Annotated in this window: 21 protein-coding genes; 14 read left to right on the top strand and 7 right to left on the bottom strand. The window is 70.8% G+C overall.

The window, feature by feature from the left end; all coding sequences use genetic code 11:
• Positions 1–18 precede the first annotated feature (18 nt).
• Genes AW274_RS27595 through AW274_RS27580 form a run of 4 tightly spaced genes read left to right on the top strand, consistent with a single transcriptional unit; the run spans position 19 to position 4,078 of the window.
• On the top strand, positions 19–1,263 hold the full coding sequence (locus AW274_RS27595; RefSeq protein WP_062437589.1) for a cytochrome P450: 1,245 nt from the start codon (positions 19–21) through the stop codon (positions 1,261–1,263).
• A 48-nt stretch (positions 1,264–1,311) separates the two neighbouring features.
• Positions 1,312–2,718 carry a GH39 family glycosyl hydrolase gene (locus tag AW274_RS27590; protein ID WP_157520758.1) on the top strand — a complete coding sequence of 469 codons (1,407 nt, stop codon included), beginning with the start codon at positions 1,312–1,314 and terminating at the stop codon, positions 2,716–2,718.
• On the top strand, positions 2,715–3,614 hold the full coding sequence (locus tag AW274_RS27585) for a glycosyltransferase family 2 protein (RefSeq protein ID WP_062437587.1): 900 nt from the start codon (positions 2,715–2,717) through the stop codon (positions 3,612–3,614). Before AW274_RS27590 ends, AW274_RS27585 begins: the two co-directional genes overlap by 4 nt.
• Positions 3,611–4,078 (top strand): hypothetical protein, encoded by a 468-nt coding sequence (locus tag AW274_RS27580; protein WP_062437585.1) that lies wholly within the window; start codon positions 3,611–3,613, stop codon positions 4,076–4,078. The genes AW274_RS27585 and AW274_RS27580 overlap by 4 nt, the downstream gene beginning before the upstream one ends.
• On the opposite strand, the gene AW274_RS27575 is transcribed toward AW274_RS27580, so the two are convergent.
• From AW274_RS27575 to AW274_RS27560, 4 genes are all read right to left on the bottom strand, one after another.
• Positions 4,079–7,879: a lipopolysaccharide biosynthesis protein gene (locus AW274_RS27575; protein ID WP_062437583.1), complete on the bottom strand. Its 3,801-nt coding sequence runs from the start codon at positions 7,877–7,879 to the stop codon at positions 4,079–4,081.
• 24 nt (positions 7,880–7,903) lie between these two features.
• Positions 7,904–8,644: a glycosyltransferase family 2 protein gene (locus AW274_RS27570; RefSeq protein ID WP_232320400.1), complete on the bottom strand. Its 741-nt coding sequence runs from the start codon at positions 8,642–8,644 to the stop codon at positions 7,904–7,906.
• A 451-nt stretch (positions 8,645–9,095) separates the two neighbouring features.
• Positions 9,096–9,887: a peptidoglycan recognition protein family protein gene (locus AW274_RS27565; protein ID WP_062437581.1), complete on the bottom strand. Its 792-nt coding sequence runs from the start codon at positions 9,885–9,887 to the stop codon at positions 9,096–9,098.
• A 210-nt stretch (positions 9,888–10,097) separates the two neighbouring features.
• The gene (locus tag AW274_RS27560; protein WP_062437579.1) at positions 10,098–10,571 is read right to left on the bottom strand and encodes a peptide deformylase; all 474 of its coding nucleotides are present in this window, start codon (positions 10,569–10,571) and stop codon (positions 10,098–10,100) included.
• A gap of 216 nt (positions 10,572–10,787) precedes the next feature.
• Between AW274_RS27560 and AW274_RS27555 the strand changes: the two genes are divergently transcribed.
• The 7 genes from AW274_RS27555 to AW274_RS27525 all read left to right on the top strand — a co-directional run bounded on the left by AW274_RS27555 (position 10,788) and on the right by AW274_RS27525 (position 20,379).
• On the top strand, positions 10,788–12,113 hold the full coding sequence (locus AW274_RS27555) for an MFS transporter (protein ID WP_062437576.1): 1,326 nt from the start codon (positions 10,788–10,790) through the stop codon (positions 12,111–12,113).
• A gap of 78 nt (positions 12,114–12,191) precedes the next feature.
• Complete coding sequence (locus AW274_RS27550; protein WP_083974865.1) at positions 12,192–14,279, top strand: molybdopterin oxidoreductase family protein; 2,088 nt, start codon at positions 12,192–12,194, stop codon at positions 14,277–14,279.
• A complete protein-coding gene (locus AW274_RS27545) occupies positions 14,276–15,679 on the top strand; it encodes an FAD-dependent oxidoreductase (protein WP_062437574.1) in 1,404 nt (467 codons plus the stop codon). The genes AW274_RS27550 and AW274_RS27545 overlap by 4 nt, the downstream gene beginning before the upstream one ends.
• Positions 15,676–18,093, top strand: a complete 2,418-nt coding sequence (nirB, locus tag AW274_RS27540; protein ID WP_062437572.1) for a nitrite reductase large subunit NirB — start codon at positions 15,676–15,678, stop codon at positions 18,091–18,093. The genes AW274_RS27545 and nirB overlap by 4 nt, the downstream gene beginning before the upstream one ends.
• Entirely contained in the window at positions 18,090–18,449 is a 360-nt protein-coding gene (gene nirD / locus AW274_RS27535) for a nitrite reductase small subunit NirD (protein WP_062437570.1), read from the top strand. Before nirB ends, nirD begins: the two co-directional genes overlap by 4 nt.
• Positions 18,446–19,630, top strand: coding sequence for a uroporphyrinogen-III synthase (locus AW274_RS27530; protein ID WP_062437568.1), 1,185 nt, complete (start codon positions 18,446–18,448; stop codon positions 19,628–19,630). Before nirD ends, AW274_RS27530 begins: the two co-directional genes overlap by 4 nt.
• Positions 19,627–20,379 carry a sirohydrochlorin chelatase gene (locus AW274_RS27525; RefSeq protein WP_157520757.1) on the top strand — a complete coding sequence of 251 codons (753 nt, stop codon included), beginning with the start codon at positions 19,627–19,629 and terminating at the stop codon, positions 20,377–20,379. The genes AW274_RS27530 and AW274_RS27525 overlap by 4 nt, the downstream gene beginning before the upstream one ends.
• Here the strand turns inward: AW274_RS27525 and AW274_RS27520 are convergent.
• Positions 20,292–20,801, bottom strand: a complete 510-nt coding sequence (locus tag AW274_RS27520; protein ID WP_157520756.1) for a hypothetical protein — start codon at positions 20,799–20,801, stop codon at positions 20,292–20,294. The genes AW274_RS27525 and AW274_RS27520 overlap by 88 nt on opposite strands.
• Before the next feature lie 237 nt (positions 20,802–21,038).
• Positions 21,039–21,893: a PAC2 family protein gene (locus AW274_RS27515; RefSeq protein ID WP_062340285.1), complete on the bottom strand. Its 855-nt coding sequence runs from the start codon at positions 21,891–21,893 to the stop codon at positions 21,039–21,041.
• A 117-nt stretch (positions 21,894–22,010) separates the two neighbouring features.
• Between AW274_RS27515 and AW274_RS27510 the strand changes: the two genes are divergently transcribed.
• On the top strand, positions 22,011–22,661 hold the full coding sequence (locus AW274_RS27510; protein WP_062437564.1) for an HAD family hydrolase: 651 nt from the start codon (positions 22,011–22,013) through the stop codon (positions 22,659–22,661).
• Here AW274_RS27510 and AW274_RS27505 read toward each other — a convergent pair.
• A complete protein-coding gene (locus AW274_RS27505) occupies positions 22,658–23,764 on the bottom strand; it encodes a helix-turn-helix transcriptional regulator (protein WP_157520755.1) in 1,107 nt (368 codons plus the stop codon). The genes AW274_RS27510 and AW274_RS27505 overlap by 4 nt on opposite strands.
• Before the next feature lie 236 nt (positions 23,765–24,000).
• On the opposite strand from AW274_RS27505, the gene AW274_RS27500 reads away from it, so the two are divergent.
• Together AW274_RS27500 and AW274_RS27495 are read left to right on the top strand one after the other, a co-directional pair.
• Entirely contained in the window at positions 24,001–24,483 is a 483-nt protein-coding gene (locus AW274_RS27500) for a hypothetical protein (RefSeq protein WP_062437560.1), read from the top strand.
• 297 nt (positions 24,484–24,780) lie between these two features.
• Positions 24,781–25,782 (top strand): ABC transporter permease, encoded by a 1,002-nt coding sequence (locus tag AW274_RS27495; protein ID WP_062437557.1) that lies wholly within the window; start codon positions 24,781–24,783, stop codon positions 25,780–25,782.
• Positions 25,783–25,798 lie beyond the last annotated feature (16 nt).

The following is a 25,798-nucleotide window of genomic DNA, read 5'->3' as shown; positions in this document are numbered from 1 at the left end:
CCCGAGGTGCTGGCCCTTATGACTGTCGTCCAAGACATCGACCTGGGCAGCCTGTCCTTCTGGGGACGGCCCCATCCCGAGAGGCTGGCGGCCTTCGAGCGGCTGCGGGAGATCGAGCGGCCGATGTACTTCGGCGAGCCGAGGGTGCCCGGCCTGCGGTCGGGCAAGGGGTTCTACGCGCTGGTGCGGCACCAGGAGATCACCGAGGCGCTGCGCAACCCGGGGGTGTTCAGTAGCTACCCGTCGGTGTCGATCCCGCCGCCGCCGTTCTGGGCCAAGTACATCTTCGGCAACTCGATGGTGAACCTCGACGACCCCCAGCACGGCCGCCTGCGCCGCATCATCGCCCGCGCCTTCACCCCGCGCATGCTCGACAAGAGCGAGCACGACGTCACCGCCAACGTCAACCGCATCATCGACGGCGTCGTCGCCGCAGGTCCGGGCGGCGACTTCATCACCCAGATCGCCAACCCGATCGCGGCGGGCGTCATCTGCGACATCGTCGGGGTGCCCGAGGAGCACCGGGGGCTGGTCATCGAGCGGGTGCACACCTGGGCCGACTACACCGGCGTGCGGCCGGGGTTCGCCTCCTCCTTACGCCTGGCCGCCAAGAACACCCTGGGCCTGGTCGGCCTGCGGCGGATGGTCATCGAGCTCGGCAAGGAGCGCAGGAGGAACCCGCGCGAGGACGTCATCTCCCAGCTCGTCACCGCCAACATCGACGGCGAGAAGCTCACCAGCATGGAGCTCGGCGCGTTCTTCACCCTGCTGGTCACCGCCGGCATCAACACCGCCAGCAACGCGATGGCGCACGGCCTGCGGCTCCTCACCGACCATCCCGACCAGCGCGAACTCCTCGTGAACGACTTCGACGCGCACATCGGCACCTGCATCGAGGAGATCGTCCGCTACGTCACCCCCGGCATGCGCACCGGCCGCACGATCAAGGTCGAGCACGAGGTCGGCGGCCAGGTGCTCAAACCGGGCGACAAGGTCGTGCTCTACTTTCTCTCGGCCAATCGCGACGAGTCCGTCTTCGCCAATCCCGACCTGTTCGACATCACCCGTGACCCGAATCCACATGTCGGGTTCGGGGCGCCCGGCATCCATTTCTGCCTCGGTGCGAATCTCGTCCGGAAAGAACTCACCGTGGCGTTCCGGGAACTGTTCCGCCGCCTTCCGGACATCCACGCCATCGGCGAAGGCCGCCAACTCCGCTCCAACTTCGAGAACGGCCTGACCGAGTTGCGATTCGGCTTCTAGATTCCGGGGTATCCGGCGATTCATTGTTTCGCCCGATATCGTGGCCGCGTGGCACGAGAGAATCGGCGGCACTGGCGTCACGCGCGCCGTTCCCTCCGCACCAGGCTCGTCATGCTCTTCGCGACCGTCACGGTCGCGGGCGCGATCGGCGCCCTCATCCTGGCGATGTCGGGCCCCCCGGCCGTCCCGTGGCAGCCCTTGGGCGACCAGGGGAACCCGCCGCCCGAAGCCGTGGCCGGGCCCGCCCAGGCCCGGCCGATCGTGGTCGGCGGCGGCGCGCCCGCCGGGTTCCCCGTCTGGGGCTTCTCGCACACCCGCTTCAGCGTCGACTCGGGCCCGCCCGACGTGACGGCCGTCGCCGAGAAGAGCCTCGCGCGCGGCCGGATCATCCAGAACCAGCACATCATGGGCTTCGGCACCCTCAACCCCGAACCCTCGCCCGGCAAGTACGACTGGAAGTCCATGGACGGCCGGATGGCCGCCATCGAACGCTCGGGCGGCCTGCCGGTCATCACCCTGTGCTGCGCCCCCGACTGGATGGTCGGCGGCAAGCCCGGCGAGACCGACTGGGAGAACAACTTCACCCAGTCGCCGCTGCGCAAGCACTACAAGGACTTCGCGAACCTGGCCGCCGCCGCGGCCAAGCGCTACCCCCAGGTCCGCCACTTCATCGTCTGGAACGAGTTCAAGGGCTTCTTCAACGAGGGACTGAAGCGGTGGGACTACGAGGGCTACACCGAGATGTACAACCTCGTGTACGACGCCCTGAAGAAGGTCAACCCGAAGATCCAGGTCGGCGGCCCCTACATCAACGTCACCGACCGGCCGGGCTGGAAGTCCGAGGTGTCCGGCCCGTGGGGCAGCCAGGACCAGCGCGGCCTCGACGCCATCAGGTTCTGGCTGAAGAACAAGCACGGCGCCGACTTCCTGGTGGTCGACGGCACCTCCGAGTCGTCCAAGGGCATGTATCCCGACGAGTTCGCCGCCCTGGCGAAGTTCTCGGCCGTCAACGCGTGGCTGCGCAAGCAGAGCAGCCTGCCGGTCTGGTGGGCCGAGTGGTACTTCGAGCCCGCCGAGTCCGACTGGACGACCGGCCGCCGGCTGGCCGTGCAGGCCGCCGCGATGATCGAGTTCGCCAGGAGCGGCACCGCCGCCGCCCTCTACTGGTCGCCCCAGGGCGAGGGCCCCGAGTGCGACGGCTGCCTGTGGACCAACCTCGACCAGCCCAAGGCGGGCCGGCCGCTGCCCGCCCTGACGATGCTGCAGGACTTCGCGAAGTGGTTCCCCGCCGGCACCCGCCTGGCCGCCGTGCGGTCGGCCCATCCGTCGATCAGGCTGCTGGCCTCGGCGAAGAAGATGGTCGTCGTCAACACCCGGGGCGAGGAGACCACGGCCACGGTCGACGGGAAGCGGCTCACGCTCAAGTCCTACGAAGTGCGGTGGGTCAGCCGATGAACAGCCCCGTCAGCGTGGTCGTCTGCACGACCGGCAACCGCCCCGAGATGCTGCGCGCCGCGCTGGCCTCGATCCGGGCGCAGGACTACGAGGGCGACGTCACCGCCGTCATCGTGTTCGACCGGTGCGAACCCGACAAGGAGGTGCTGTCGGACGACCCGCACCGCCGCGTGACCTGGACGACCAACGAACGCGTGCCCAACGTGGCCGGCAGCCGCAACAGCGGCATCCTCGCCGCCCAGGACGACCTGGTCGCCTTCTGCGACGACGACAACACCTGGCGGCCGTCGAAGCTGCGCCTCCAGGTCGCCGCCTTCGCGGCGAACCCCGACGCGGCGCTGGTGTCGTGCGGCATGGTCTCGACGCAGGAACGCCTGTGGCCGGCGTCCCACATCACCTTCGACGACCTGCTGCGCTCCCGCATCCCGGCGGCCACGACGTCGTCGTTCCTGATGCGCCGCTCGCTCCTGACGGGCCCGGTCGGCATATTCTCCGAGGAGATCCCGCGCGGCTTCGCCGAAGACTACGAACTGCTGCTGCGCTGCGCCCGGCACGCCCCCATCCCCTACGTGCCGGAGATCCTCGTCGAGGTGCCCCCGCACGAGGGCTCCCACTTCTACGGCCGCTGGTCGATGATCGCCGACTCCCACGAGTGGCTGCTCGACCACTACCCCGAGTTCCGCCGCGACCGGCGCGGCTACGCCCGCCTGGCGGGCCAGGTGGCCTTCGAAAGCTCGATGGCGCGCGACTGGGGAAGATCACTAAAATGGGCACGCCGGGCATTCCGTGCGTCTCCGATGGAACCCCGCACGTACGCGGCCCTGGCGATCACGTCACGGCTGGTTTCGGGTGAGTGGGTCATCGCGAGGGTTCAGGCCCGGGGGAGCGGCACGTGAGCGAAGTGAGCAAGATCGGCGTCTGGTTCTGGAGCATCGTCGCCGTGGGCGTGCCCGCCGCCTGGATCGGGGCCATTGTGGTCGCGCCCATCTTCTCCGACCGCGTCGTGGAGGTGGACGACGCGGTGCGGGACGAGATCGCGGCCGGCCTCGGCATCGCCGACATGCACGAGGACACGACCAACGGCGCAGGCCGCCTCGCCTACGAGGGCGAGTTCATCGTGCTCCGCACCACCGTCGACCGGCAGACCGAGGCCATGACGAGGGCCGGCTGGGTGCGCACGTCTCCTTACGTGACCCTGTCGTCCGCGCGCCTGGAGACCACGGCCTTCATCGAGCCGCTCCAGGAGTTCATCCGGGCCAATGAGGGAGACATCCACGGCCACGGACGGGCGGCCGAGAAGTTCGCCAAGAGCATCGGCGACCCGGAGGACCACGTCGTGGTGACGCTCGCGGCGCAGTGATCAGACGCTCAGGAGCATGAATCTCTCCAGCACGACCCAGCCGGCCAGCAGCAGGAACGGGAGCGACAACCAGGCCAGTCTTCTCGACCAGTACCAGGTGCCGGGGCGCTGCCTGATGCGGATGACCTCCCGGGTCAGCACGATCAGCACGAACACCGCGAGGGCGATCAGGCCGTAGGGCGTCCACGGGGTCTCGCCGATGCGGAACGGGGTGCCGCGCAGTTGCGGGGCGATGCGGCCCGTCGGCTGCTCCTTCAGGGCGTAGACGGCCGCGTCGTCGTTCCAGACCAGGGTCTTCAGGTCGGGGTGCTGGGCCAGGGACACGCGCATCTTCGGGCCCCAGTCGGCCGGGTAATTGGCGTCGATCTCCAGGGACGCCTCCTGGCTGCGGGTGGCCAGGATGAACGAGCCCGGTCCCGCGTCGCGGAGCTGCTCGACCACGGTGTCGACCTTGTACGGGTCGCGTCCCGCCGTCGCGCGGATCTGGCGCACCCGTTCGACCCCCGTCAGGCTCCACGAGATGGACGAGCCGCCGTCGCCCTCCGGGACGAGGTAGAGGATGCGGGTGGTCTCCAGGTCCTGCTCGTAGATGTAGTCGATGGCGGCGCGTTCCTGGGGGGAGGTCCACTCGTACTTCTCGTTGCCGAACCGGGCCAGCAGGAACGCGCCCGCGAGGGCCACCACCAGGCCGCAGGCGACGACCGGGCGCAGTTTGGCCAGCACCGGGAAGCGGCGTTTGGCGGCGACCTTGCTCGGCAGGCCGGGGTAGAAGAGGTAGGCGACCAGGATGCTGGTGGCCGGCAGGGTGAACAGGTAGACGCGCAGGCCCAGTTCGCCGCCGTAGCTGAGCATCGCCAGCGACAACGCCGGGACCACCATCATCACGAAGACGACCCGGTCGCCGACGCCCTTCTTCAGCCGCCGCAGCAGGCCCAGCCCGGCCAGGCCCAGGATCACCCCGGTGATGGCCAGCCGCGTGTAGAGCACGATCAGGCGTTCGGGGTTGGTCGAGCTGATCCGGCCCGTGGTCTGCGAGGTGAGGTTGCCGCCGACCTGGCCGACCGAGCCGACCATCGCGTCGAGGTGGCCCGACCAGTAGGCGACGGCCATGTAGTTGACGTACGCCGCCACGATCGCGCCGAACAGGACGACCATCATGAAGCTGAGCCGGGTCCGGCGCAGCACGACGAAGCCGAGCAGCACCCCGCACATCATGAACGGGGTGATCTGGTGCGACGTCGCGGTCGCCACGAAGATCATCACGAGCAGGACCAGGATGATGATCCGGTCGGTGACCGTGGTCTTCTTGGGGGCGCGCTCGCCCGGGATGAGCGTCCAGCGGCGCTTCCAGAACGACGAGGCCGGGTCGACGCGCAGGAACCAGGTCACCAGGATCGCGACGAAGAGCAGATAGAGCAGGTACGTCATGCCCTGCGGCGAGAAGTAGTCCTGCCCGACCCACTGCGACACCACGAAGATCATCAGCGCCAGCCACTTGGCCCGGCGGTCGGCCTGGAGCCGCCTGACGATGACGATCAGCGGGATCAGGTAGGCGACGTTGGAGATCAGCGGCCACCAGTTGAGCAGCGCCGCGGCGTCCTCGACCCCGGCCGCCCTGATCATGAACGCAGAGAAGACCGAGAAGCCAGGCCAGTTGAAGCGGGCGTCCAGAGCGGTCAGGGTCTCGCCGGTGCGGGCGATGTAGTCGACGAAGCCGCCGATCGTCCAGGCGACCGGGAACCGGGGGAGCGGCTCGACCAGGACCGCCGCGCCGTGCAGGGCGAACATGACGGCCAGGATCTGGAACAGCAGCAGGACCGGCCGGTTGCGCTTCTGGGTGAGGGTGTCGAAGAAGCTCAGGATGAGCAGGCCGATCGCCAGCAGGGCGACCGGCGGCATGACCGACACCAGGCCGAGGCCGGTCATCGCGTAGAGGTCCACGCCGACCAGTCCGGTCGGGCGGGCCTTCATCGCCAGGACGTACATGACCAGGGCCTGGACCGTGATCACGGCGCCGAGCCACTCGCGCGGCTGCGACAGCAGCAGCCGGGCGCTCGCCACCCAGCGGCTGCCCCTGCGCGGCGCGGCGGGGGCCCGCTCGGGCACCACGACGAGTTCGCCGGCGGGCGCGACGTCCCATCCGGGCGCGACGACCCGGATCAGCCCGGGAGAGGTGGCCGGAATTTCGGCGGCTTCGGAATTCTCCGTTTCCGGATCGGCCGCCGATTGTTCGGCCGAAATTCCGCTGTCGTCATTCTCTGCGGCGCCAATGGAGTCGCCAATGGAGTCGCCCGTGGAATCGTCGCCGGTGATTTCTCCGGCCGGTGACGGAGTGTCGCCGGGGCCGTCGACGATCGGGTCGGGGGTGTCCGGGCTCGGAACTCTGGCCGTGGTCAGCCGGCGGATGCCGCCGAAGGGGAGGGCTGTGGGTTTGATGGTGTCCACCGTTTCCGAGTCGTCGGAGGTGTGCCGCGACGGTGGGGGTTCGTTCGGGGGCACGGAATCTGTTTGCGGGCCTTTCGGCCGGCAGAGCCGGAACAGCGCGGGCGCCACCGCCGCCGCCGTGACACTCTGCGTGACGACCAGCGCGATGCCGACGCCCTCGATGCCGTGGCGGGGCAGCAGCAGCCACGTCAGCCCGAGGGCCAGCACGCACCGCGCCGCCTGGATGAACAGCAGCGGGCGGCCGCGCCCCATGGCCCGCAGCGCGCCCAGGTAGAGCTCGACGAACGCCCGCGCCAGCGTGGCCAGCGCGATCAGCCGCAGCAGGGTGGTGCCGTGGTCGGCGAACTCGGCCCCGAAGACCGACAACACCAGCGGCGCGGCGAGCACCACCAGCACGATCATCGGGATCAGCACGGTCAGGCTGCGGTGCAGCGCCCGGCGGGTGTTGCGGCCGAGTGCGGCGGGGTCGAAGGAGCCCTCGACGGTCAGGCTGGTCGCCATCGTGAACGCGAAGATCTCCAGCAGGCCGCCGATGGTGACCGCGATGCCGTAGTAGGCGTAGGTCCGGTGGTCGACCTGGGTCGCCACCACGACCGGGACCAGGTAGATCGCGGCCAGCGTGAACACCGAGCCGAAGTAGTCGCCCCCGGCGAACCGGACGATCCGCTTCAGCGTCGGCGGGGCGCGGTGCGCCGTCTCGGCGACGTGGCGCGGGATGACCCGGGCGAACAGCAGGTAGTTGACCGGCAGCACGGCCAGCGCGCAGGGCACGATCCAGGCCAGGAACACCTGCCACGAGACCACGTCGCCGCGCGCCGCGACCAGGAACGCGCACGCCGCCACCGCCGTGACCTTCACGAACCCGACGGTCACGTTCACCACGGGCACCCACGTCGAGCGCCGCAGCGCCGACAGCACCACCTCTTGCAGCGTGTAGACCGACCACACGATCACGACCAGCGCGAACACCCCGGCGGGCAACCAGCCCCACAGGATGCGGAAGCCGGGCTCGTCCTTGGTGACCACGACGAAGACCGCCGTGGCGACCAGGCCGAGCCCGCCGCCGAGCAGGTAGACCGCGCCGACGAACCGCCCGGTCGCCCGCCCGGTCTCGGGCACGAACCGGGTCAGCGCGCCGACGAACCCGAACGAGGTGAGCGCCGCGAGCATGCGCATGGCGTTGATCAGGGCCTGGCCCTCGCCCACGTCGGCGGCGGGGAAGAGCCGGGCCGCGATCACCCAGTAGCCGACGCCGAGCGCCGCCCCGATGCCCGCGTTGACGACCAGCGCGTAGGCGTTGCGCAGCAGCGGATCGTGGAGGTCGGCGGGCAACTTCCGGCGGAGCGTCTCGGTCATCACGGGTCGGGCGGCGTCGTGGGGTCAGGCCGCGCCCTGGTCGGCCGGCACCCCGGCCTCGGCGTCGACCTGGGCGGGGGCCGGCAGCCGGGTGTCGCGTTCGCGCAGGATCGTCTTCAGCACCCGCCAGCCGTCGCGGACCGTGCGCAGGTTGCTGGTGCCGTGGATGCGGCCGCGTTCGTGGCTCGGCACCTCGTGCACCTTCAGCCCGGCCTTGGCGGCGCGGATGTTCATCAGGGTCTCGACCTCGAACCCGGCGCAGTCGGGCGCCAGGACGTCGAGGCTGCTGGCCCAGAAGGCGTTGTAGCCGTAGCACAGGTCGGTGTAGCGGGTGCCGTACATCAGGTTGACCAGGCCCGAGAGCACCAGGTTGCCCAGGCGGCGGCCGAGGGTGATGTCGTCGCTGCCGCCGCCGTGGGTGAAGCGGGAGCCCTTGGCGTAGTCGGCCCCGGCGACCAGGGCGGCGACGAAGCGCACGATCTCGCGGCCGTCGGTCGAGCCGTCGGCGTCGATCATCACGATGATCTCACCGGTGCAGGCGGCGAACCCGGCGGCCAGCGCGTCGCCCTTGCCCCGGCCCGGCTGGGTCACCACCCGCAGCCCCGGACGCAGCCGCCGCGCCACCGCGACCGTGTCGTCGGCCGAGTCGCCGTCGACCAGCACGACCTCGTGCACCCACCGGGGGAGCGTGGCGAAGACGTGGGGCAGGTTCTCGGCCTCGTTCATCGCGGGGACCACGACGCTCACCCGAGGTGCGATCGCCATTAAAGGGGTAATAGTGGTGAATGACCCTAAATGGGATATAGGACGAGAAATGCTGCTCTCGGGATTCATGGTGCGGGGATCCTCCGGGGGCAAGGTGCGTGCTGCGTCGTTGCAAAGGGGGCACGATTGCCTTCGCGAGCTGCGAGGACGTGAAACGTACCAGGGATGGGCTCGCCTTGGGAACCGCGTCCGTCCGGATGTGTCCGGGCTGGAACGCGGCCGAAACAAGGAGCGCTAAGACGCTACATGTCCTGATCTCGTGCCGGGTGGAGATCCCGCCGAAACACGCCAGGACGTAAAGAAGATCTTCATTCGGCCCCCACCTCGTATCACCAGGAAGTTCCCTCGCTGGACGTTAGGCGTATGTACGTCCACATTCCAGGTGTATTAGAACGATGTATACATCTGAGCAAGATTGATCACGGCAGTCAACCGTGCCGACCAATTCTGGTCAGAAGTTCCGAAAGTCCGAAAAGCCGATCTCCGGTCCGTGATCGAAAACGCGTTCCGGCCGTTCGGCGAACATCACGCCGCGGCGCGGCAGCGACGCCTGCTCCAGTTCCCACGCCAGCGGGCTGAACCGCCGGCCGACCATCCGGTGCCAGACCCGCTCGCGCAGCTCGGGCAGCAGGTCGTAGAGGTAGTCGCCGGGGCAGCGGGTGTTGTTCAGGTCGCGGTGGCCGACGATCGCGTCGTAGGGGTCGAGGTCGTAGGTCGCGCACAACCACGCCGTCAGCTTGACCAGCGATCCGAGGAGGGCCAGCGGCGGGCTGGTGCGGGCGTAGGTGCCCTCGTTCTCGATGCCGAGCGAGGTCCGGTTGTGGTCGGCGGTGTGCGCGCCCACGGCGTGCATGCCGCGCGAGAGCGCCAGCAGGGTGCGGTTGCGGCCCTCCATGATGTGGCCGCCCCGGCTGATGGTGAACTGCTCGCCGATGTCGTCCCACCGGTTGCGGCGCATGTGGTGCTTCTGGATCGCCCGCGAGAGCCGGTAGGCGTGCTCCAGGGAGTCGTCCATCGAGTTGGACGTCGCGGTGTGGTGGATCACGATGTACTGGGGCGCCCGGCGCAGGATGGTCGCCGTCTCCTGGGGTTCCCTGGCCTCCCATTCGAGCCGTTCGTGGATGCGGGGGCGGATCGGCCCGCGCGAGGCCTCCGCCCGCCCGGCTCCCACGAGGGGGACCGCGGCGCCCGCGACGCCGAGTGAGAAGCCGAGGGAGAGGACGTGACGGCGGTCCAGGGGCATGCGGGCTCCTCCGAGAGGGCGGGAGGAGGCGGTGTCTTTTAGGCATATTCGGGCGCGAGCCACGACCGGCCTTCGGCCGTCCGCGTCTTGTCTCTTTGGGCATATTCAGGCGCGAGCCACAGCCGGCCTTCGGCCGTCTGCGTCTCGCTTTGGTTACACAGCGTGACAGGTAGGATGAATACCTCAGGAACGCCGTGCCCAAACCGGGCATCACACCTGTGCCAGGAACCTCTCCCGCTCGTCGGGCGCGAGCCGGTCGCTGAACAACATGCCGTCGAGGTGGTCGGCCTCGTGCTGCAGCACACGGGCCAGCAGGCCGACGGCCCGGACGGTCACCGGCTTGCCGAACATGTCGCGACCTCGCGCGGTGACCGAGAAGGATCGTTCCAGCGGCCACCAGATCCCGGCGGCCGACAGGCAGGCCTCGTCGGCGACCACCGTGCGCTCGGAGGTCTCCAGGCGCGGGTTCACCAGGTGGCCCGCCCGGCCGTCGAGGGAGAAGGCGAACACCCGGAGGGGCACGCCGAGCTGCGGCGCGGCCAGGCCGGCCCGGCCGGCGCCCGCGCGGAGGGTCAGCGTGAGCGACTTGACCAGCTCACGCAGCTCCTTGTCGAAGGTCGTGACGTGTTGGGCTACGGTCCGTAGCGCTGGATCGGTGAACGGGACGATCTGCCGAGTAGTCAAAGCACGCTCCCCGCGGCGACGACGACACCCGAACGAAATGCCCGGCTCGCACTCGCCCTAATCGCGGTTAAATCGGCGTTACGTCGGTGCGTCGTATGAGTTCCTTGTTTCGTACGTGCGACCCACTTAACGGGCGCACTGTCACCGATCGTCAGTGTGCGTAACGGCGGCCTCCTACGTTCCAGGCAACCCTGGAAACTGAGGAAGGACCCCCTCATGGCACGCTGGATCGCCGACTGGCGCCCCGACGACCCCGACTTCTGGGCGTCCGGTGGGCGGCGGGTCGCCCGCCGCAACCTCATCTTCTCGATCTTCGCCGAGCATCTCGGGTTCACGCTCTGGACGGTGTGGAGCATCGTCGCGGTGCGCCTGAGCGCCTACGAGTTCACGACCGACCAGTTGTTCTGGATCGTCGCGCTGCCCAACCTGGTGGGGTCGGCGCTGCGGCTGCCCTACACGTTCGGGCCGGCGAAGTTCGGCGGGCGCAACTTCACGGTGGTCAGCGCGCTGCTGCTGCTGGTGCCCGCGGGCCTGCTCGCGGTGGCGGTCAGCGACCCGGCGACACCCTACTGGATCTTCCTCGTCATCGCCGCGACCGCCGGCCTGGGCGGCGGGAACTTCGCCTCCAGCATGGCCAACATCACCTACTTCTACCCGCAGTCCAAGCAGGGCGCCGCGCTCGGCCTGAACGCCGCCGGGGGCAACATCGGGGTCTCCTCGGTGCAGCTGGTGATGCCGCTGGTGATCGGGGCCTTCGGGCTGGCCGCGGCGGGGCTGTTCTGGGTGCCGTTCATCCTGGCGGCGGCGCTGGGCGCGTACTTCTTCATGGACAACCTGACGGTCGCCAGGGCCGAGCCGCGCGAGATGGCCAAGGCGGCGGCCAAGCCGCAGACCTGGATCATGTCGGTGCTCTACATCGGCACCTTCGGCTCATTCATCGGCTACTCCACCGCCTTCCCGCTGCTGCTCACCACGCAGTTCCCCGAGCAGTCGGGGTGGACCTCGCTGGCGTTCCTGGGCGCCCTGCTCGGCTCGCTGATCCGCCCCGTGGGCGGCTGGTTGTCCGACCGCCTCGGCGGCGCGGCGGTCACGTTGTGGAACTTCGCCGCGATGGCGGGCGCGGTCCTCCTCGTGTACGCCGGCCTCGCGGCCCACAACGTCTTCCTCTTCTTCGCCGCCTACCTGCTGCTCATCGGCACCGCGGGGGTCGGCAACGGGTCGACGTACCGGATGATCCCGGCGATCTTCCGGGCCAAGGCGATCGAGGGCCTGGAGCCGGGCACCCCCGCCTACGACGACGCGCTGGCGACCGGCCGCCGGGACGCCGCGGCCGCCATCGGCTTCATCTCGGCGGTCGGCGCGTTCGGCGGCTTCTTCATCAACCGCGGGTTCGGCTCGTCGATCGCCGCGACCGGGGGAGCGGGGGCGGCGATAACCGCTTTCGCCATTTTCTACGCCATTTGTTTCGTTCTGACCTGGTTCTGCTACCTGCGACGCCACGCCACCGGGACCGCTCCCAGCCTCGCGGCCGCCCGTGTTTAACGAAGGAACGGCACCTTGTAGCACAGCGGTAACAGAAGGGACCCAGCGGTGAAACCCCCTGAAAGCACCATCGGACCCATGCCGTTCTCACTTTCCGCTCCGGCGTCTGTGATGTCGCCGCTGCCCGAGGGGACGGCCACGCACTGCCCATACTGCGCGTTGCAGTGCGGCATGCACGTCACGCCCCTGGAGATCCACCAGGTGGAGATCACCCCGCGCGACGACGTGCCGGCCAACCAGGGCGGCCTGTGCCAGAAGGGCTGGACCGCCGGCGCGCTGCTGCGCTCGCCGCACCGGCTGACCACCCCGCTCATCCACGGCAAGCCGGTCGGGTGGGACGAGGCCCTCGGCTACGCCGCCTCCCGCATCGCCCGGATCCAGGACGTCCACGGCCCCGACGCCGTCGCCGTCTTCGGCGGCGGCGGGCTGACCAACGAGAAGGCCTACCAGCTCGGCAAGTTCGCCCGCGTCGCGCTGCGCACCAGCCAGATCGACTACAACGGCCGCTTCTGCATGTCGTCGGCCGCCGCCGCCACCAACCGCGCCTTCGGGCTCGACCGGGGGCTGCCCTTTCCGATCACCGACCTGGCCGAGGCCGACGCGGTGCTGCTGGCGGGCGGCAACGTCGCCGAGACCATGCCGCCCTTCGTGCGCCACCTCAACCCGGCCGGGCTCATCGTCGTCGACCCGCGCGAGACCGCCACCGCCCGGCTGGCCGCGCTGCACCTGCAGAACACCCCCGGCACCGACCTGGCCCTGGCCCTGGCGCTGCTGCACATCGCCATCGCCGACGGCCACGTCGCCGAGGAGTACGTCGAGGCCCGCACCACCGGCTTCGACGCCGTCCGCGACAGCGTCTCGGCCTGGTGGCCCGAACGCGCCGAGCGCGTCACCGGGGTCCCGGTCGCCCGCATGCGGCGGGCCGTCGCGATGCTCGCCGAGGCGGGCAACGCCGTGGTGCTGACCGGGCGCGGCGCCGAGCAGCACGCCAAGGGCACCGACACCGTCACCGCCTACATCAACCTGGCCCTCACCCTCGGCCTGCCCGGCCGCCGGGGCTCCGGCTACGGCTGCGTCACCGGCCAGGGCAACGGCCAGGGCGGCCGCGAGCACGGCCAGAAGGCCGACCAGCTGCCCGGCTACCGCAAGATCGACGACCCGGCGGCCCGCGCCCACGTCGCCGCCGTCTGGGGCGTCGACCCGGCCGACCTGCCCGGCCCCGGCCGCTCCGCCTACGAGCTGCTCGACGCGCTGGGCACCCCTGAAGGCCCGAAGGGCCTGCTGCTGTTCGGCTCCAACCCGGTCGTCTCCTCACCCCGCTCCGGCCACGTCGCCGGGCGGCTCGCGGCGCTCGACCTGCTGGTCGTCGCCGACCTGGTGCTGTCGGACACCGCCGAGCTGGCCACCGTCGTGCTGCCCACGGCCCAGTGGGCCGAGGAGGCGGGCACGATGACCAACCTCGAAGGCCGCGTGCTGCTGCGCCGCCGGGCCGTCGCTCCGCCCTCGGGGGTGCGGAGCGACCTGGAGATCCTCTCGGGCCTGGCCGACCGCCTCGGCCGGGGCGGTTCGTTCCCGGACGACCCGCGCACCGTCTTCGACGAGCTGCGCCGGGCCAGCGCCGGCGGTCCGGCCGACTACTCGGGCATCACCTACGAGAAGATCGCCGACCAGGGCGGGGTCTTCTGGCCGTGCCCCGCCGACGACCACCCCGGCACCCCGCGTATCTTCCTCGACCGCTTCCCGACACCCGACGGGAAGGCGCGCATGGTCGCCGTCGACCACCGGCCGCCCGTCGAGGACGTCGACGCCGACTACCCCTACTACCTGACCACCGGACGCCTGCTGGCCCACTACCAGAGCGGCGCGCAGACCCGCAGGGTGGCCGACCTCAACGAGGCCGCCCCGCAGCCGTTCCTCGAACTCCATCCCGACCTCGCCGACCACCTCGGCATCCGCCCCGGAGACCTGGTCAGGGTGACCGGCCGGCGGGGGGTCACCGAGGCGACGGCCCGGATCAGCGCGGCGATCCGGGCCGACACCGTTTTCCTGCCCTTCCACTGGGAGGGCCCCAACCGGCTGACCAACCCGGCGCTCGACCCGGTCTCCCGCATGCCCGAGTTCAAGGTGTGCGCGGTCAACCTCGCGGTCGTCGGGGGTGCCCGATGAGGGGCATCGTCGTGGTGGGGAACGGCATGGCCGGATCCCGCCTGGTCAGCGAGGTGCGGGCGCGCGACAAGAAGGTGCGCGTCACCGTCTTCGGGGCGGAGGAGCGGGCGCCGTACAACCGGGTGCTGCTGTCGAACGTGCTGGCCGGCACCACCCGGGCCGACCAGGTGCGCCTGCACGGCCCGTCCTGGTACGCCGACCACGACGTCACCGTCCACATGGGCACCGAGGTCGTCGCCATCGACCGGGAGACCCGCTGCGTCATCACCGACGACGGGCGGCGCACCCCCTACAGCGTGCTGGTGCTGGCCACCGGCAGCCGGCCCGTCGTCCCGGCGGTGCCCGGGGCCGAGCGGGCCATCGCGTTCCGCACGATGGACGACTGCGAGCGCATCCTCGCCGCGGCCGAGGCGTCGCGGCGGGCCGTGGTCATCGGCGGCGGGCTGCTCGGCGTCGAGGCCGCGCGCGGCCTGGCCGGGCGCGGCCTGCCGGTCACCCTGCTCCACCTCAAGGGCCACCTGATGGACCGCCAGCTCGACCACGAGGCCGGGCAGGTGCTCGGCGACACCCTCGAAGGGCTCGGCGTCGAGATCATGACCGGCGTCACCGTCACCGGGATCACCGACGGCAAGGTCGAGCTGACCTCCGGCCACGTCGAGGCCGACCTGGTCGTGGCGGCCTGCGGGGTCCGTCCGGTCACCACGCTGGCCCACGACGCCGGGCTGCACGTCGAACGCGGCATCGTCGTCGACGACGAGATGCGTACCGACGACCCGTCGATCTTCGCGATCGGGGAGTGCGCCCAGCACGACGGCCAGGTCTACGGACTGGTCGCGCCCTGCTGGGAGCAGGCCGCCATCGTCGCCGACCTGATCACCGGCGCCGACGCGCGGGCCCGCTACCGGGGGTCGCGCCTGGTCACCCGGCTCAAGGCCAAGAGCGTCGAGCTGGCCGCGATGGGCGAGACCCACCTGACCGACGCCGACGCCGAGATCGTGCGCTTCACCCACCGGCGCGGCGGCACCTACCGCAAGCTCGTCATCCGCGACGGCCGCCTGGTCGGCGCGATCCTCGTGGGCGACCCGGCCACGGTCGGCACGCTCACCCAGCTCTACGACCGGGGCGGCCCGCTGCCCGCCGACCGGGCGGGCCTGCTGTTCCCGTCGTTGTCCGGCGCGGCCCCGGTCAGTCCCAGCCCGGTACGCATGCCCGACGCGGCGCAGGTCTGCCGCTGCAACAACGTGACGAAGGGACAGATCAGGGCCTGCTGGGAGGCCGGAGCCCGCGACGTGGCCGCCGTGGCGGCGGCGACCCGGGCGACCACCGGATGCGGAAGTTGCGCCGAGACCGTCGGCGGAATCGTGGAATGGCTGTGCGAACAGGAAGGGGCGAGCGCATGACCCGCGTTCTCATCGTCGGTAATGGCCCGTCCGCGCACCGGCTGGCCGAAACGCTCACGTCCCGGGGCTTCACCGGTTCGGTGACGATCCTGGGGGAGGAGCCGCGGGGCGCGTACGACCGGGTGGCCCTCACCACCCATCTGACCGAGGGCCGCGACCTGGCCTACCCCGACGTCCCGGGCGTGACGACCGTAATCGGCACCAGGGTCGTCTCGATCGAGCCCGCCGCCAAGACGGTCAACGGCTCGATCCCCTACGACGTGCTGGTGCTGGCCACCGGCTCCGCGCCGTTCGTGCCGCCCGTCCCCGGGCGCGACCTCGACGGCTGCCACGTCTACCGGACCATCGACGACCTCGACGCCATCAGGGCCTCCGCCGCGACGGCGACGGCCGGCGTGGTCGTGGGCGGCGGGCTGCTCGGCCTGGAGGCCGCCGACGCGCTGCGCGGGCTGGGCCTGGAGACCCACATCGTCGAGATGAGCCCCTGGCTGATGCCCCGCCAGGTCGACGAGGGCGGCGGGGCGGTGCTGAAGAAGCACGTCGAGTCGCTCGGCCTGACCGTGCACGTGAAGTCGGGCGTCACCCGCATCGAGGGCGAGGGCCGCGTCACCGGCCTGCTCACCCCGGACGCGGGCGTCATCGACGCCCAGGTCGTGGTGTTCTCGGCCGGCATCCGGCCCCGCGACGAACTGGCCCGGGGCGCGGGGCTCCAGGTCGGCGAGCGCGGCGGCATCGTCGTCGACGACGGCATGCGCACCAGCGACCCGTCGATCCTGGCCATCGGCGAGTGCGCCCTGCACGACGGCCAGATCTACGGCCTGGTCGCGCCGTGCATGACGATGGCCGAGGTGGCCGCCGACCGCATCATGGGCGGCACGGCCGCGTTCACCGGAGCCGACCTGTCGACCAAGCTCAAGCTGCTCGGCGTCGAGGTGGCTCAGTTCGGCGCGATGGCGGGCGCCCTCGACGTCACCTACCTCGACCCGGTCGCCGGGGTCTACAAGAAGCTGTTCGTCAGCGACGACGCCTCGACCCTGCTGGGCGGCATCTGCGTCGGCGACGCCTCCCCGTACGCCACCCTGCGGTCGTTCGTCGGCGCCGAACTGCCGGCCGCCCCGAGCGACCTGCTGTTCAGCCCGACGGCCGTCGAGCTGCCGGGCGACGCGCCGGTCTGCTCGTGCAACAACGTGACGAAGAACGACGTCACCGCGGCCATCAAGGAGAACGACCTCACCGACGTCGCCGGGGTCAAGGCCTGCACCCGGGCCGGCACCACCTGCGGCAGCTGCCTGCCGCTGCTGAAGAAGATCCTCACCGAGTCGGGCGTCGACACCGGGACCGGCCTGTGCGAGCACTTCGCGCACAGCCGGGCCGAGTTGTTCACGATCGTCCAGGTGCGCGGCATCACCACGTTCACCCAGCTCATCGACGAGCACGGGACCGGGCGCGGCTGCGACATCTGCAAGCCCGTGGTGGCCTCGATCCTGGCGTCGCTGCACAACGGCCACGTCCTGGAGGGCGAGCAGGCCGCGCTCCAGGACACCAACGACCATTTCCTAGCTAACCTACAAAAAAATGGGACATACTCGATCGTGCCCCGGATCCCCGGGGGCGAGATCACCCCGGAGAAGCTGATCGTGATCGGCGAGGTCGCCCGCGACTTCGGCCTGTACACGAAGATCACTGGAGGCCAGCGCATCGACCTGTTCGGCGCCCGCGTCGAAGAGCTGCCGCGCATCTGGCGGCGCCTGGTCGACGCCGGGTTCGAGTCGGGCCACGCCTACGGCAAGGCCCTGCGCACGGTGAAGTCGTGCGTCGGCTCCACCTGGTGCCGTTACGGCGTACAGGACTCGGTGACCCTCGCCATCGACCTGGAGCTGCGCTACCGGGGGCTGCGCTCGCCCCACAAGCTCAAGTCGGCGGTCAGCGGCTGCGCCCGCGAGTGCGCCGAGGCCCGGTCGAAGGACTTCGGCATCATCGCCACCGAGAAGGGCTGGAACCTCTACGTCGGCGGCAACGGCGGCTTCACCCCCCGCCACGCCGACCTGCTGGTCCAGGACGTCGACACCGCGACCCTCATCCGCACGATCGACCGGTTCCTGATGTTCTACATCCGCACCGCCGACCGGCTCCAGCGCACCGCCGCGTGGCTGGAGAACCTCGACGGCGGCCTCGACCGGCTCCGCCAGATCATCGTGGACGACGCCCTCGGGATCTGCGCCGACCTCGACGCCCAGATGGCCGCCCACGTCGCCACCTACGCCGACGAGTGGCGGGCCACGCTCGACGACCCGGTGAAACTGCGCCGCTTCGTCAGCTTCGTGAACGCGCCCGGCACCCCCGATCCCTCGATCGCCTTCACCACCGAACGCGACCAGATCAAGCCCGAGATCCTGCAGGTGATGAGCCGATGACGATGACGCCGCTGCGGACGCCCGTGCTGGAACCCGTATGGGAAGCCGTCTGCCCGCTGACCGACCTGCTGCCCGAGCGCGGCGCCTGCGCCCTGATCGGCGGCGAGCAGGTGGCCGTCTTCCGAACCCACGACGGGTCCCTGTACGCCATCGGCAACCAGGACCCCTTCAGCGGTGCCTACATCCTGTCCCGGGGGATCGTCGGCACCAGGAACGGGGAGCCGACCGTGGCCTCCCCGATGCACAAACAGGTGTTCTCGCTCACCAGCGGGGCCTGCCTGGACGATCCCGGGACTGTGATTCCGACATTTCCGATTCGCGTCACCATGGGGATGGTTGAGGTGAGCGTCAAATGACCGCACTGCTCGAAGAGACGCAACTGGCCGCGCTGGCCGAGGGGCTGTCTCCGGAGACCGCGCCCAACGCGCTGTCCGGCTTCACGATCGGCGTCACCGCGACCCGCCGCCGCGAGGAGTTCTCCGCGCTGCTCGAACGCCGGGGCGCGCGCGTGGTGAGGGCGCCCGCGATCCGGCTGGTGCCGCTGTCGGAGGACGTCGACCTGATGGCCGCCACCCGCGAGTGCCTGGCCACGCCGGTCGACGACGTCGTCGTCACCACCGGCGTCGGGTTCCGCGGCTGGGTGGCCGCCGCCGAGGGCTGGGGCCTGGCCGGCCACCTGACCGCCCGGCTGGCCGACGCCCGGCTGCTCACCCGCGGTCCCAAGGCGCGCGGCGCGGTCAGGGCCGCCGGGCTCACCGACCACTGGACGCCCGCGACCGAGTCGTGCGAGGAGGTCCTGCGCCATCTCCTGAGCCAGGACCTGCGCGGCCGCCGCATCGCCGTCCAACTGCACGGCGAGCCGCTGACCGGGTTCGTCGCCGACCTGCGCGCCGCCGGGGCCGAGGTCATCGAGGTGCCCGTCTACCAGTGGCTGCCCTACCGCGACATCTCGCCGCTGCGCCGCCTGGTCAGCCAGGTCGCCTCCGGCGCGATCGACGCGGTGGCCTTCACCAGCGCCCCGGCCGTGCACGCCATGCTCAACGCGGCCCGCGCCGACGGGCTGGAGGAGGCCCTGCTCGCCGCCTTCCGCGGCCCGGTGACGGCGGCCTGCGTCGGGCCGGTCACCGCGCAGCCGCTGGTCGCCAAGGGCGTGCCGGTGATCCAGCCCGAGCGGTCGCGGCTCGGCTCGCTGGCCCGCACGCTGGCCCGGCACCTGCCGGAGAACAGCGTCACCCGGCTCACCGCCGGAGGCCACGAGCTGGAGATCCGGGGCCACGCCGTGGTCGTCGACGGGGAGCTCAAGCCGCTGCCCCCGGCGCCGATGGCGGTGCTGAAGCGGCTCGCCGACCGGCCCGGCCACGTCGTCGCCCGCGGCGACCTGCGCATGGTGCTGCCCGGCGGCCCGTCGCGCGACTCGGCCGAGCACGCCGTCGAGATGGCCATCACCCGGCTGCGCCGCGCCCTGGGCCCGAGCGGCATCGTCGAGACGGTCGTCAAGCGCGGCTACCGCCTGGCCTGTGACCGGGAAGACGTGTGACGACCCTCGTCATGGCGGCCCACGGGGCCCGCAACCCCGAATGGGACGCCGTCCTCGACGGCCTGGCCGGGCGGGTGCGGCGGATCCGGCCGGGCCTCCCGGCCCGGCTCGCCTTCCTGGAGCTGAGCGACCCGCCGCTCGACCGGGTGCTCGCGGAGGTCCGCGGCCCCGTCGTGGTGGTGCCGCTGCTGCTCGCGGGCGGTTACCACGTCCACATCGACCTGCCCGAGGTGATCGCCCGGACCCGCCCTGACGCGGTCGTCGCGGGCCCTCTTGGCCCGCACCCGCTGCTCACCGACGTGCTGGCCCGGCGGCTGGCCGCCGCCGGGCTGCGGCCCCGCGACGCGGTGATCCTGGGCGCGGCCGGCTCGTCCGACCCGGCCGCCCTCGCCGCCGTGCGCGCGGCCGCCCGCCTGCTCTCCGTACGCCTCTCCCGCCCGGTCACCGCCGCGTTCGCGTCGGCGGGCCGGCCGGGCATCGCCGAGGCGGTCGCCGGGATCGGGGCGGGCCCGGCCCCCCGGACGGTGGTGGCCTCCTACCTGCTGGCCCCCGGCCTGTTCCACACCCGCCTGGCCGAGAGCGGCGCCGACGTGGTCAGCGCCCCGCTGGGCGTCGACGACGACCTGGCCAGGCTGGTGTGGCACCGCTACGACGAGGCGCGTCAGGGATCGAGCCGCAACTCCCGCACGATGGCCTCGGCCGCCTCCGGCCGCGACGGCTCGGAGTCGGCGCCGGTGAAGATCTCGTAGTAGGCGTGCCGGAAACAGCCGGCCAGCAGCAGCCGGGCGGTCGATTCGGGGTGCACGTCGGCCCTGATCCGCCCGAGCTCCTGCTCGCCGGCGAGGTAGGCCGCGAGCGGCCGCACCTCGCCCTCGGGCCCGAGCTCCGACTCGCGCATGGCCTGCCGGAAACGGACCGTGAGGATCGGGGAGACGAAGGCCGGGAGGGCCGCGGCCTGGATCTCCGTGTAGTAGTGGATGCCGGCCAGGGCGACCGGCTCCAGGTTCCTGGTCACGTCGCCGTGGCCGGGACGCAGGTCGTGCAGCAGGCGCAGCCATGAGGGCAGCCGGTCCTGCAGGAGGGCCAGGAAGGTCTCGACCGCCTGGGCCGGGGTGGTGCCCCGGATCTGTGGAGTGGATGCTCCCATCGGTTCGGTGGTGCCGGATTTCATCCGCATCGCCATGTCGAGGACACGCCGACGGGTTTCTTGAGAAGAATGGTGCGGTTGTGAGGGAGTTACCATTTTCGCCCTTGTGTGCGCAGTCCACAGAAGACGCTTGTGAGGAAGGAAGCGCTAATTATTACCTGCGAAGGGCGGTGAAGTGGGAGGAAACCAAGCATCCGGTTTCCACCGGATGAACCCTCACGCTGTCAAGCGCCGTCGGCGCGCCGGGGCCGCGCCCCGGCGTCAGCCGTCGGTGCCGCGGTCGCGGCGGCGCAGATAGCGCTCGAACTCGGCCGCGATGGCGTCGCCGCTCGCCTCGGGCAGGTCGGCGGCGTCCTTGCGCTCTTCGAGCTCCTTGACGTATTCGGCGACCTCGGAGTCCTGCGCGGCGAGCTCGTCGACGCCGGTCTCCCAGGCGCGGGCCTCTTCGGGCAGCTCGCCGTAGGGCATCGGGATGTCGAGGAGGTCTTCGACCCGGCGCAGCAGGGCCAGGGTCGCCTTCGGGTTGGGCGGCTGGGCGACGTAGTGGGGCACCGAGGCCCACAGCGAGATCGTCTGCAGCCCGGCGTGGCCGAGGGTGTGCTGGAGCACGCCGATGATGCCGGTCGGGCCTTCGTACTTGGTCAGTTCGAGGTTGAGGACCCGGGCGAGGCCGGGGTCGCTGACCGAGCCCACGATGGGCACCGGCCGGGTGTGGGGGGAGTCGTTCAGCAGAGCGCCCAGGAGGAGGGCCAGCTCGATGCCGAGTTCGTGGCAGAGCCCGACGATCTCCTGGCAGAAGGTGCGCCAGCGCATGTTGGGCTCGATGCCGCGCAGCAGCACGACGTCACGCTTGGCCCCCGGCGGGCGGGCCACCAGAAGACGGGTGGTGGGCCAGGTGATCGACCGGGTCATGCCCTCGCCCAGCTCCACGATGGGCCGGGTCACCTGGAAGTCGTAATAGTCTTCCGGGTCGAGCTCCACCAGCGGGGTGGCCTTCCACTCGGCCTCCAGGTGGGCGAGCACCGCGCTCGACGCCTCACCCGCATCGTTCCAGCCTTCGAACGCGGCGATCAGCACCGGGTCGACGAGCTCAGGGAGCCCTTCGAGCTCGATCAAGCCGCCTCCTCACATAGTCGTGGGCCCAGCCTAGTTGTAGTGCGCCCCCGAGCGTTATCCGTGGCCACCGATAAGCTGAGGGCCGACACCCCGACTTCTCCCCGAGGCCGATACTTCATGTCCGCACATCCGCACGCCGTCCTCTTCGACATGGACGGCCTGCTCGTCGACACCGAGAAGGTGTGGGGCCTCGTCGAGGCCGAGGTCGTCGACCGGCTCGGCGGCCAGTGGGGCCCCGAGCACCAGGAGCGCATGGTCGGCGGATCGTGGGACACCACGGTCGCCTACATGCTCGCCCTGACCGGCTCCGACGTCGCCCCCGACGTGGTCGGCCGCTGGCTGCTCGACGGCATGCTCACCCGGCTGGAGTCGGGCGTCGAGCCGCTGCCCGGCGCCCTCGAACTGCTCGCCGAGGTCAAGGCCGGGGGCGTGCGCACCGCCCTGGTCACCGCCTCGCTGAAGCCGATGGCCGACGCCGTGCTCGCCTCGATCGGCCGCCACCACTTCGACGTGGTCGTCACCGCCGACGACGTGACCCGCACCAAGCCCGACCCCGAGCCCTACCAGCTGGCCCTGCGGCTTCTCGACGCCGACCCGCGCTACACCGTGGTCTGCGAGGACTCCCCGAACGGCGTCGCCGCCGCCACCGCGGCGGGCTGCCACGTGATCGCGGTGCCGAACCTGGTGCCCATCACCCCGGCCCCCCGCCGCACCATCGTCGAGTCCCTCTTGGACGTCGACCTCCCGCTGATCAGGTCCCTGGTCTAGGCGGCCAGCAGGGGCGCCAGGTCGGCGCGGTTGTTCACGCCCAGCTTCGTGTAGACCCGGCACAGGTGGTTGGCGACCGTACGCGGCGACAACACCAGCCAGTCGGCGATCTCACGGTTGGTCAGGTTCCACGAGGCCAGCCGGGCGACCTCGGCCTCCCGGGCGCTCAGCCCCTCGACGCGGGGCGTGGCCCCGCCGAGCAGGGCGAGCCCGTCGCGCACGCCCAGGGCGGTGGCCCGCTCGCGCACCACATGAGCGTGCAGCGGACAGGCCAGCCTGACCCGCGGGGGAGAGGTGTCCCGCAGCACGGTGACCAGGCCCCGGCGCTCCAGCCGGGTGACGGCGGCGTGCTCGGCCGCGTCCAGCAGCACGTCCAGGTCGACGGGCTCGGTCAGGGCGACCAGTTCGATCGCGGTGGTCTCGGCCGGGGTCAGCCCGGCCAGTTCGGCCTCCAGGAGCTGGCGCAGCCGGGGCGGCAGGGTCAGTTCCCCGTCCCAGCGCCAGACGCCGCCGGACAGGGTCATGCCGGTGCCCGGCAGCAGCTCGGTGATCAGGCGGAGGTTGCCGCCGGTGGTGTGGTGGAGGCGGCGTACCGTCGCGAGGTCGGCCGGGCCGCCCAGCGCGGCGGCCAGCAGGCGGCCGGTCTCGCGGACCGTCAGCGGCGCGAGGTCGAGCCGGGTCAGCGCGCCGTCGCGCCACAGGGCCGCGATCGGCTCCGGCAGCGGGGCCCCCGCCCTGGCCGTGACGATCGGGACGGCGCCGTGGTGCTCGGCGAGGTGCGCGACCAGCGCGGCGGAGCTGGGGTCGAGCAGGTGGGCGTCGTCGACGGCCAGCACCGGCGGGATCGTCCCGAGGGCCCCGGCGGCCCAGACCACCGGGTTGACCGGGGTGTGTCCCGGGTCGGGGAGAAGATGGGCGAAGGCCCCGAACGGCACGCCGGCCGCCCGCGCCCGGACGAGGAGGAAGGAGAAGGGCGCGAGCGCCTCGGTGAGCAGGCGGCTGCGCCCCGATCCGGCCGGGCCCGCCACCAGCACCCCGCCCCCGTCGCGGGCCGCCGCCCTGATCTGATCACGTTCGGCCGTACGCCCCATGAATGGCCACATGCTCCGACGGTAGGAATCCGGCGGGCCGGGCGGATCAGAGTGAACCCCACGGTCCCCCAGGGGTAACCCGGGGGAGTGCCTAGGGGTCGCGCCCTCCTCAGGGAGGAGCGCGCGGCGGAGACCCACGTGACAGGATGGAAATCGGGCCATGACGAAAATGAGGCCGCGACGAAGCGGACGCGGGCCGGTCGTCGGCTCGCGCGGGAATCCGCCTGACACAACCTGAGGGGGCCGGCATGACCTTTGCCCAGATCGCGTGGTTGCCGCTGTGCGCGGGACTGACCGCGGCGGGAGTGGTGCTCGCGTTCCTCGCGTTCCGGCGCCGGGGGGCGGCGGCGGGGCTGCGCGTCACCGCGTGGGCGCTGCTGCCACTGGCGGCCTACCTGACGGGTGTCCTGGAGACGATCTGGAACATGGTCGCCTCGGTCGTCACCTTCGTGACCCGCCTGGTGCTCTCGCCCACAGTGTGGGCAGGGGTTGCGCTGGCCGGGCTTTCGGTGGTCTTGTTCCTGGTGTCGGGGGTCATGCGGGGCCGCACCCTCCGGTTGGGGCGCAGGTCCCGTACCGAGAAGAAGGCGCCCGCGTCCGCGACGGCGACCCAGCCGGCCCAGCCCGGCCGGCCGGCCGACGTCACCAAGCCGATGGCCCGTCCCGTCGAGTCGAAGAACGACGACTTCTCCGACATCGAGGACATCTTGAAGAAGCGCGGGATCAGCTGAGGCCGACTCGGGAAATCTCGGATGGCGAGACCCAAGTTACCGGCCAGTGCAATGTCACAGATCCGCGACACAACCGAAACCGGACTCCGACATTCTCTTCAAGATCAACACGAATGAGTTTCGCGTGCGTCACAGTTGGGCCACATAGCGCCTACTGGGTCTTGTTTACGCAGATCAGCACATAGATTCTGCCTCCGAGACCCGCTCACCATGTGGGTCTGGATCCACATGGGAGCGCTCCGGACGTGTCGTGCTCCCGTCGGCACAACGTCGTCTGGAACCCAGGGGGCCCAACGCATGACCGCACCACTTGACGTCTCCGGCGATGAGCTGAAAGCCACGCCGGAGTCCGTTGCCGAGGGAGCGGGCGCGAAGGCGATCCAGGGGCGGTCTCTTGGACAGATCGCCTGGATGCGCCTGAAGCGGGACAAGGTCGCCCTCACCGGTGCCGGTGTCATCATCTTCCTGATCTTGGTCGCCGTCTTCGCGCCACTGATCGTGAGCTGGTTCGGGCACCCGCCCAACCAGTTCAACCAGGACCAGATCGACACCATGACGATGATCCCCAAGGGCGGGTCCGGCATCAGCTGGGACTACCTGTTCGGGGTCGAACCCGTCAACGGCCGCGACCTGTTCAGCCGGGTCGTGTACGGCGCCCGGATCTCGCTGCTGATCGCCTTCCTCGCCACCCTGCTCTCGGTCTTCATCGGGACTGTCATGGGCGTCATCGCCGGTTACTTCGGCGGCTGGGTCGACATGATCATCAGCCGGCTCATGGACATCTTCCTCGCCTTCCCCGTCCTGGTCTTCGCCATGGCGCTGGTGGGCGTGCTCGGCCAGTTCGAGACCCAGCTCGAAGTGAAGGGCGACACCCTCCGCATCCTGCTGCTGATCTTCGTCATCGGCTTCTTCAACTGGGGTTACATCGCCCGGATCATCCGGGGCCAGACCCTGTCGCTCCGGGAGCGCGAGTTCGTCGACGCGGCCCGGAGCCTGGGCGCGCGGGGGCCGTACATCCTGTTCCGGGAGATCCTGCCGAACCTGATCGCGCCGGTCCTGATCTACGCGACGCTGCTCATCCCGACGAACGTGCTGTTCGAGGCCGCGCTGTCGTTCCTGGGGGTCGGCATCCAGCCGCCCACCGCGACCTGGGGCGGCATGCTCGCCGCGGCGACGAAGTACTACACCGTGCCGCACTTCATGTTCTTCCCCGGCATGGCGATCTTCATCACCGTGCTGGCCTTCAACCTCTTCGGCGACGGCCTGCGCGACGCGCTCGACCCCAAGTCGGGCCGCTGAGCTTCCACCCTGTTTC

Source organism: Herbidospora daliensis, assembly GCF_001570585.1.
Taxonomy (GTDB): domain Bacteria; phylum Actinomycetota; class Actinomycetes; order Streptosporangiales; family Streptosporangiaceae; genus Herbidospora; species Herbidospora daliensis.
This window is presented reverse-complemented; position numbering and strand designations above follow the sequence as displayed.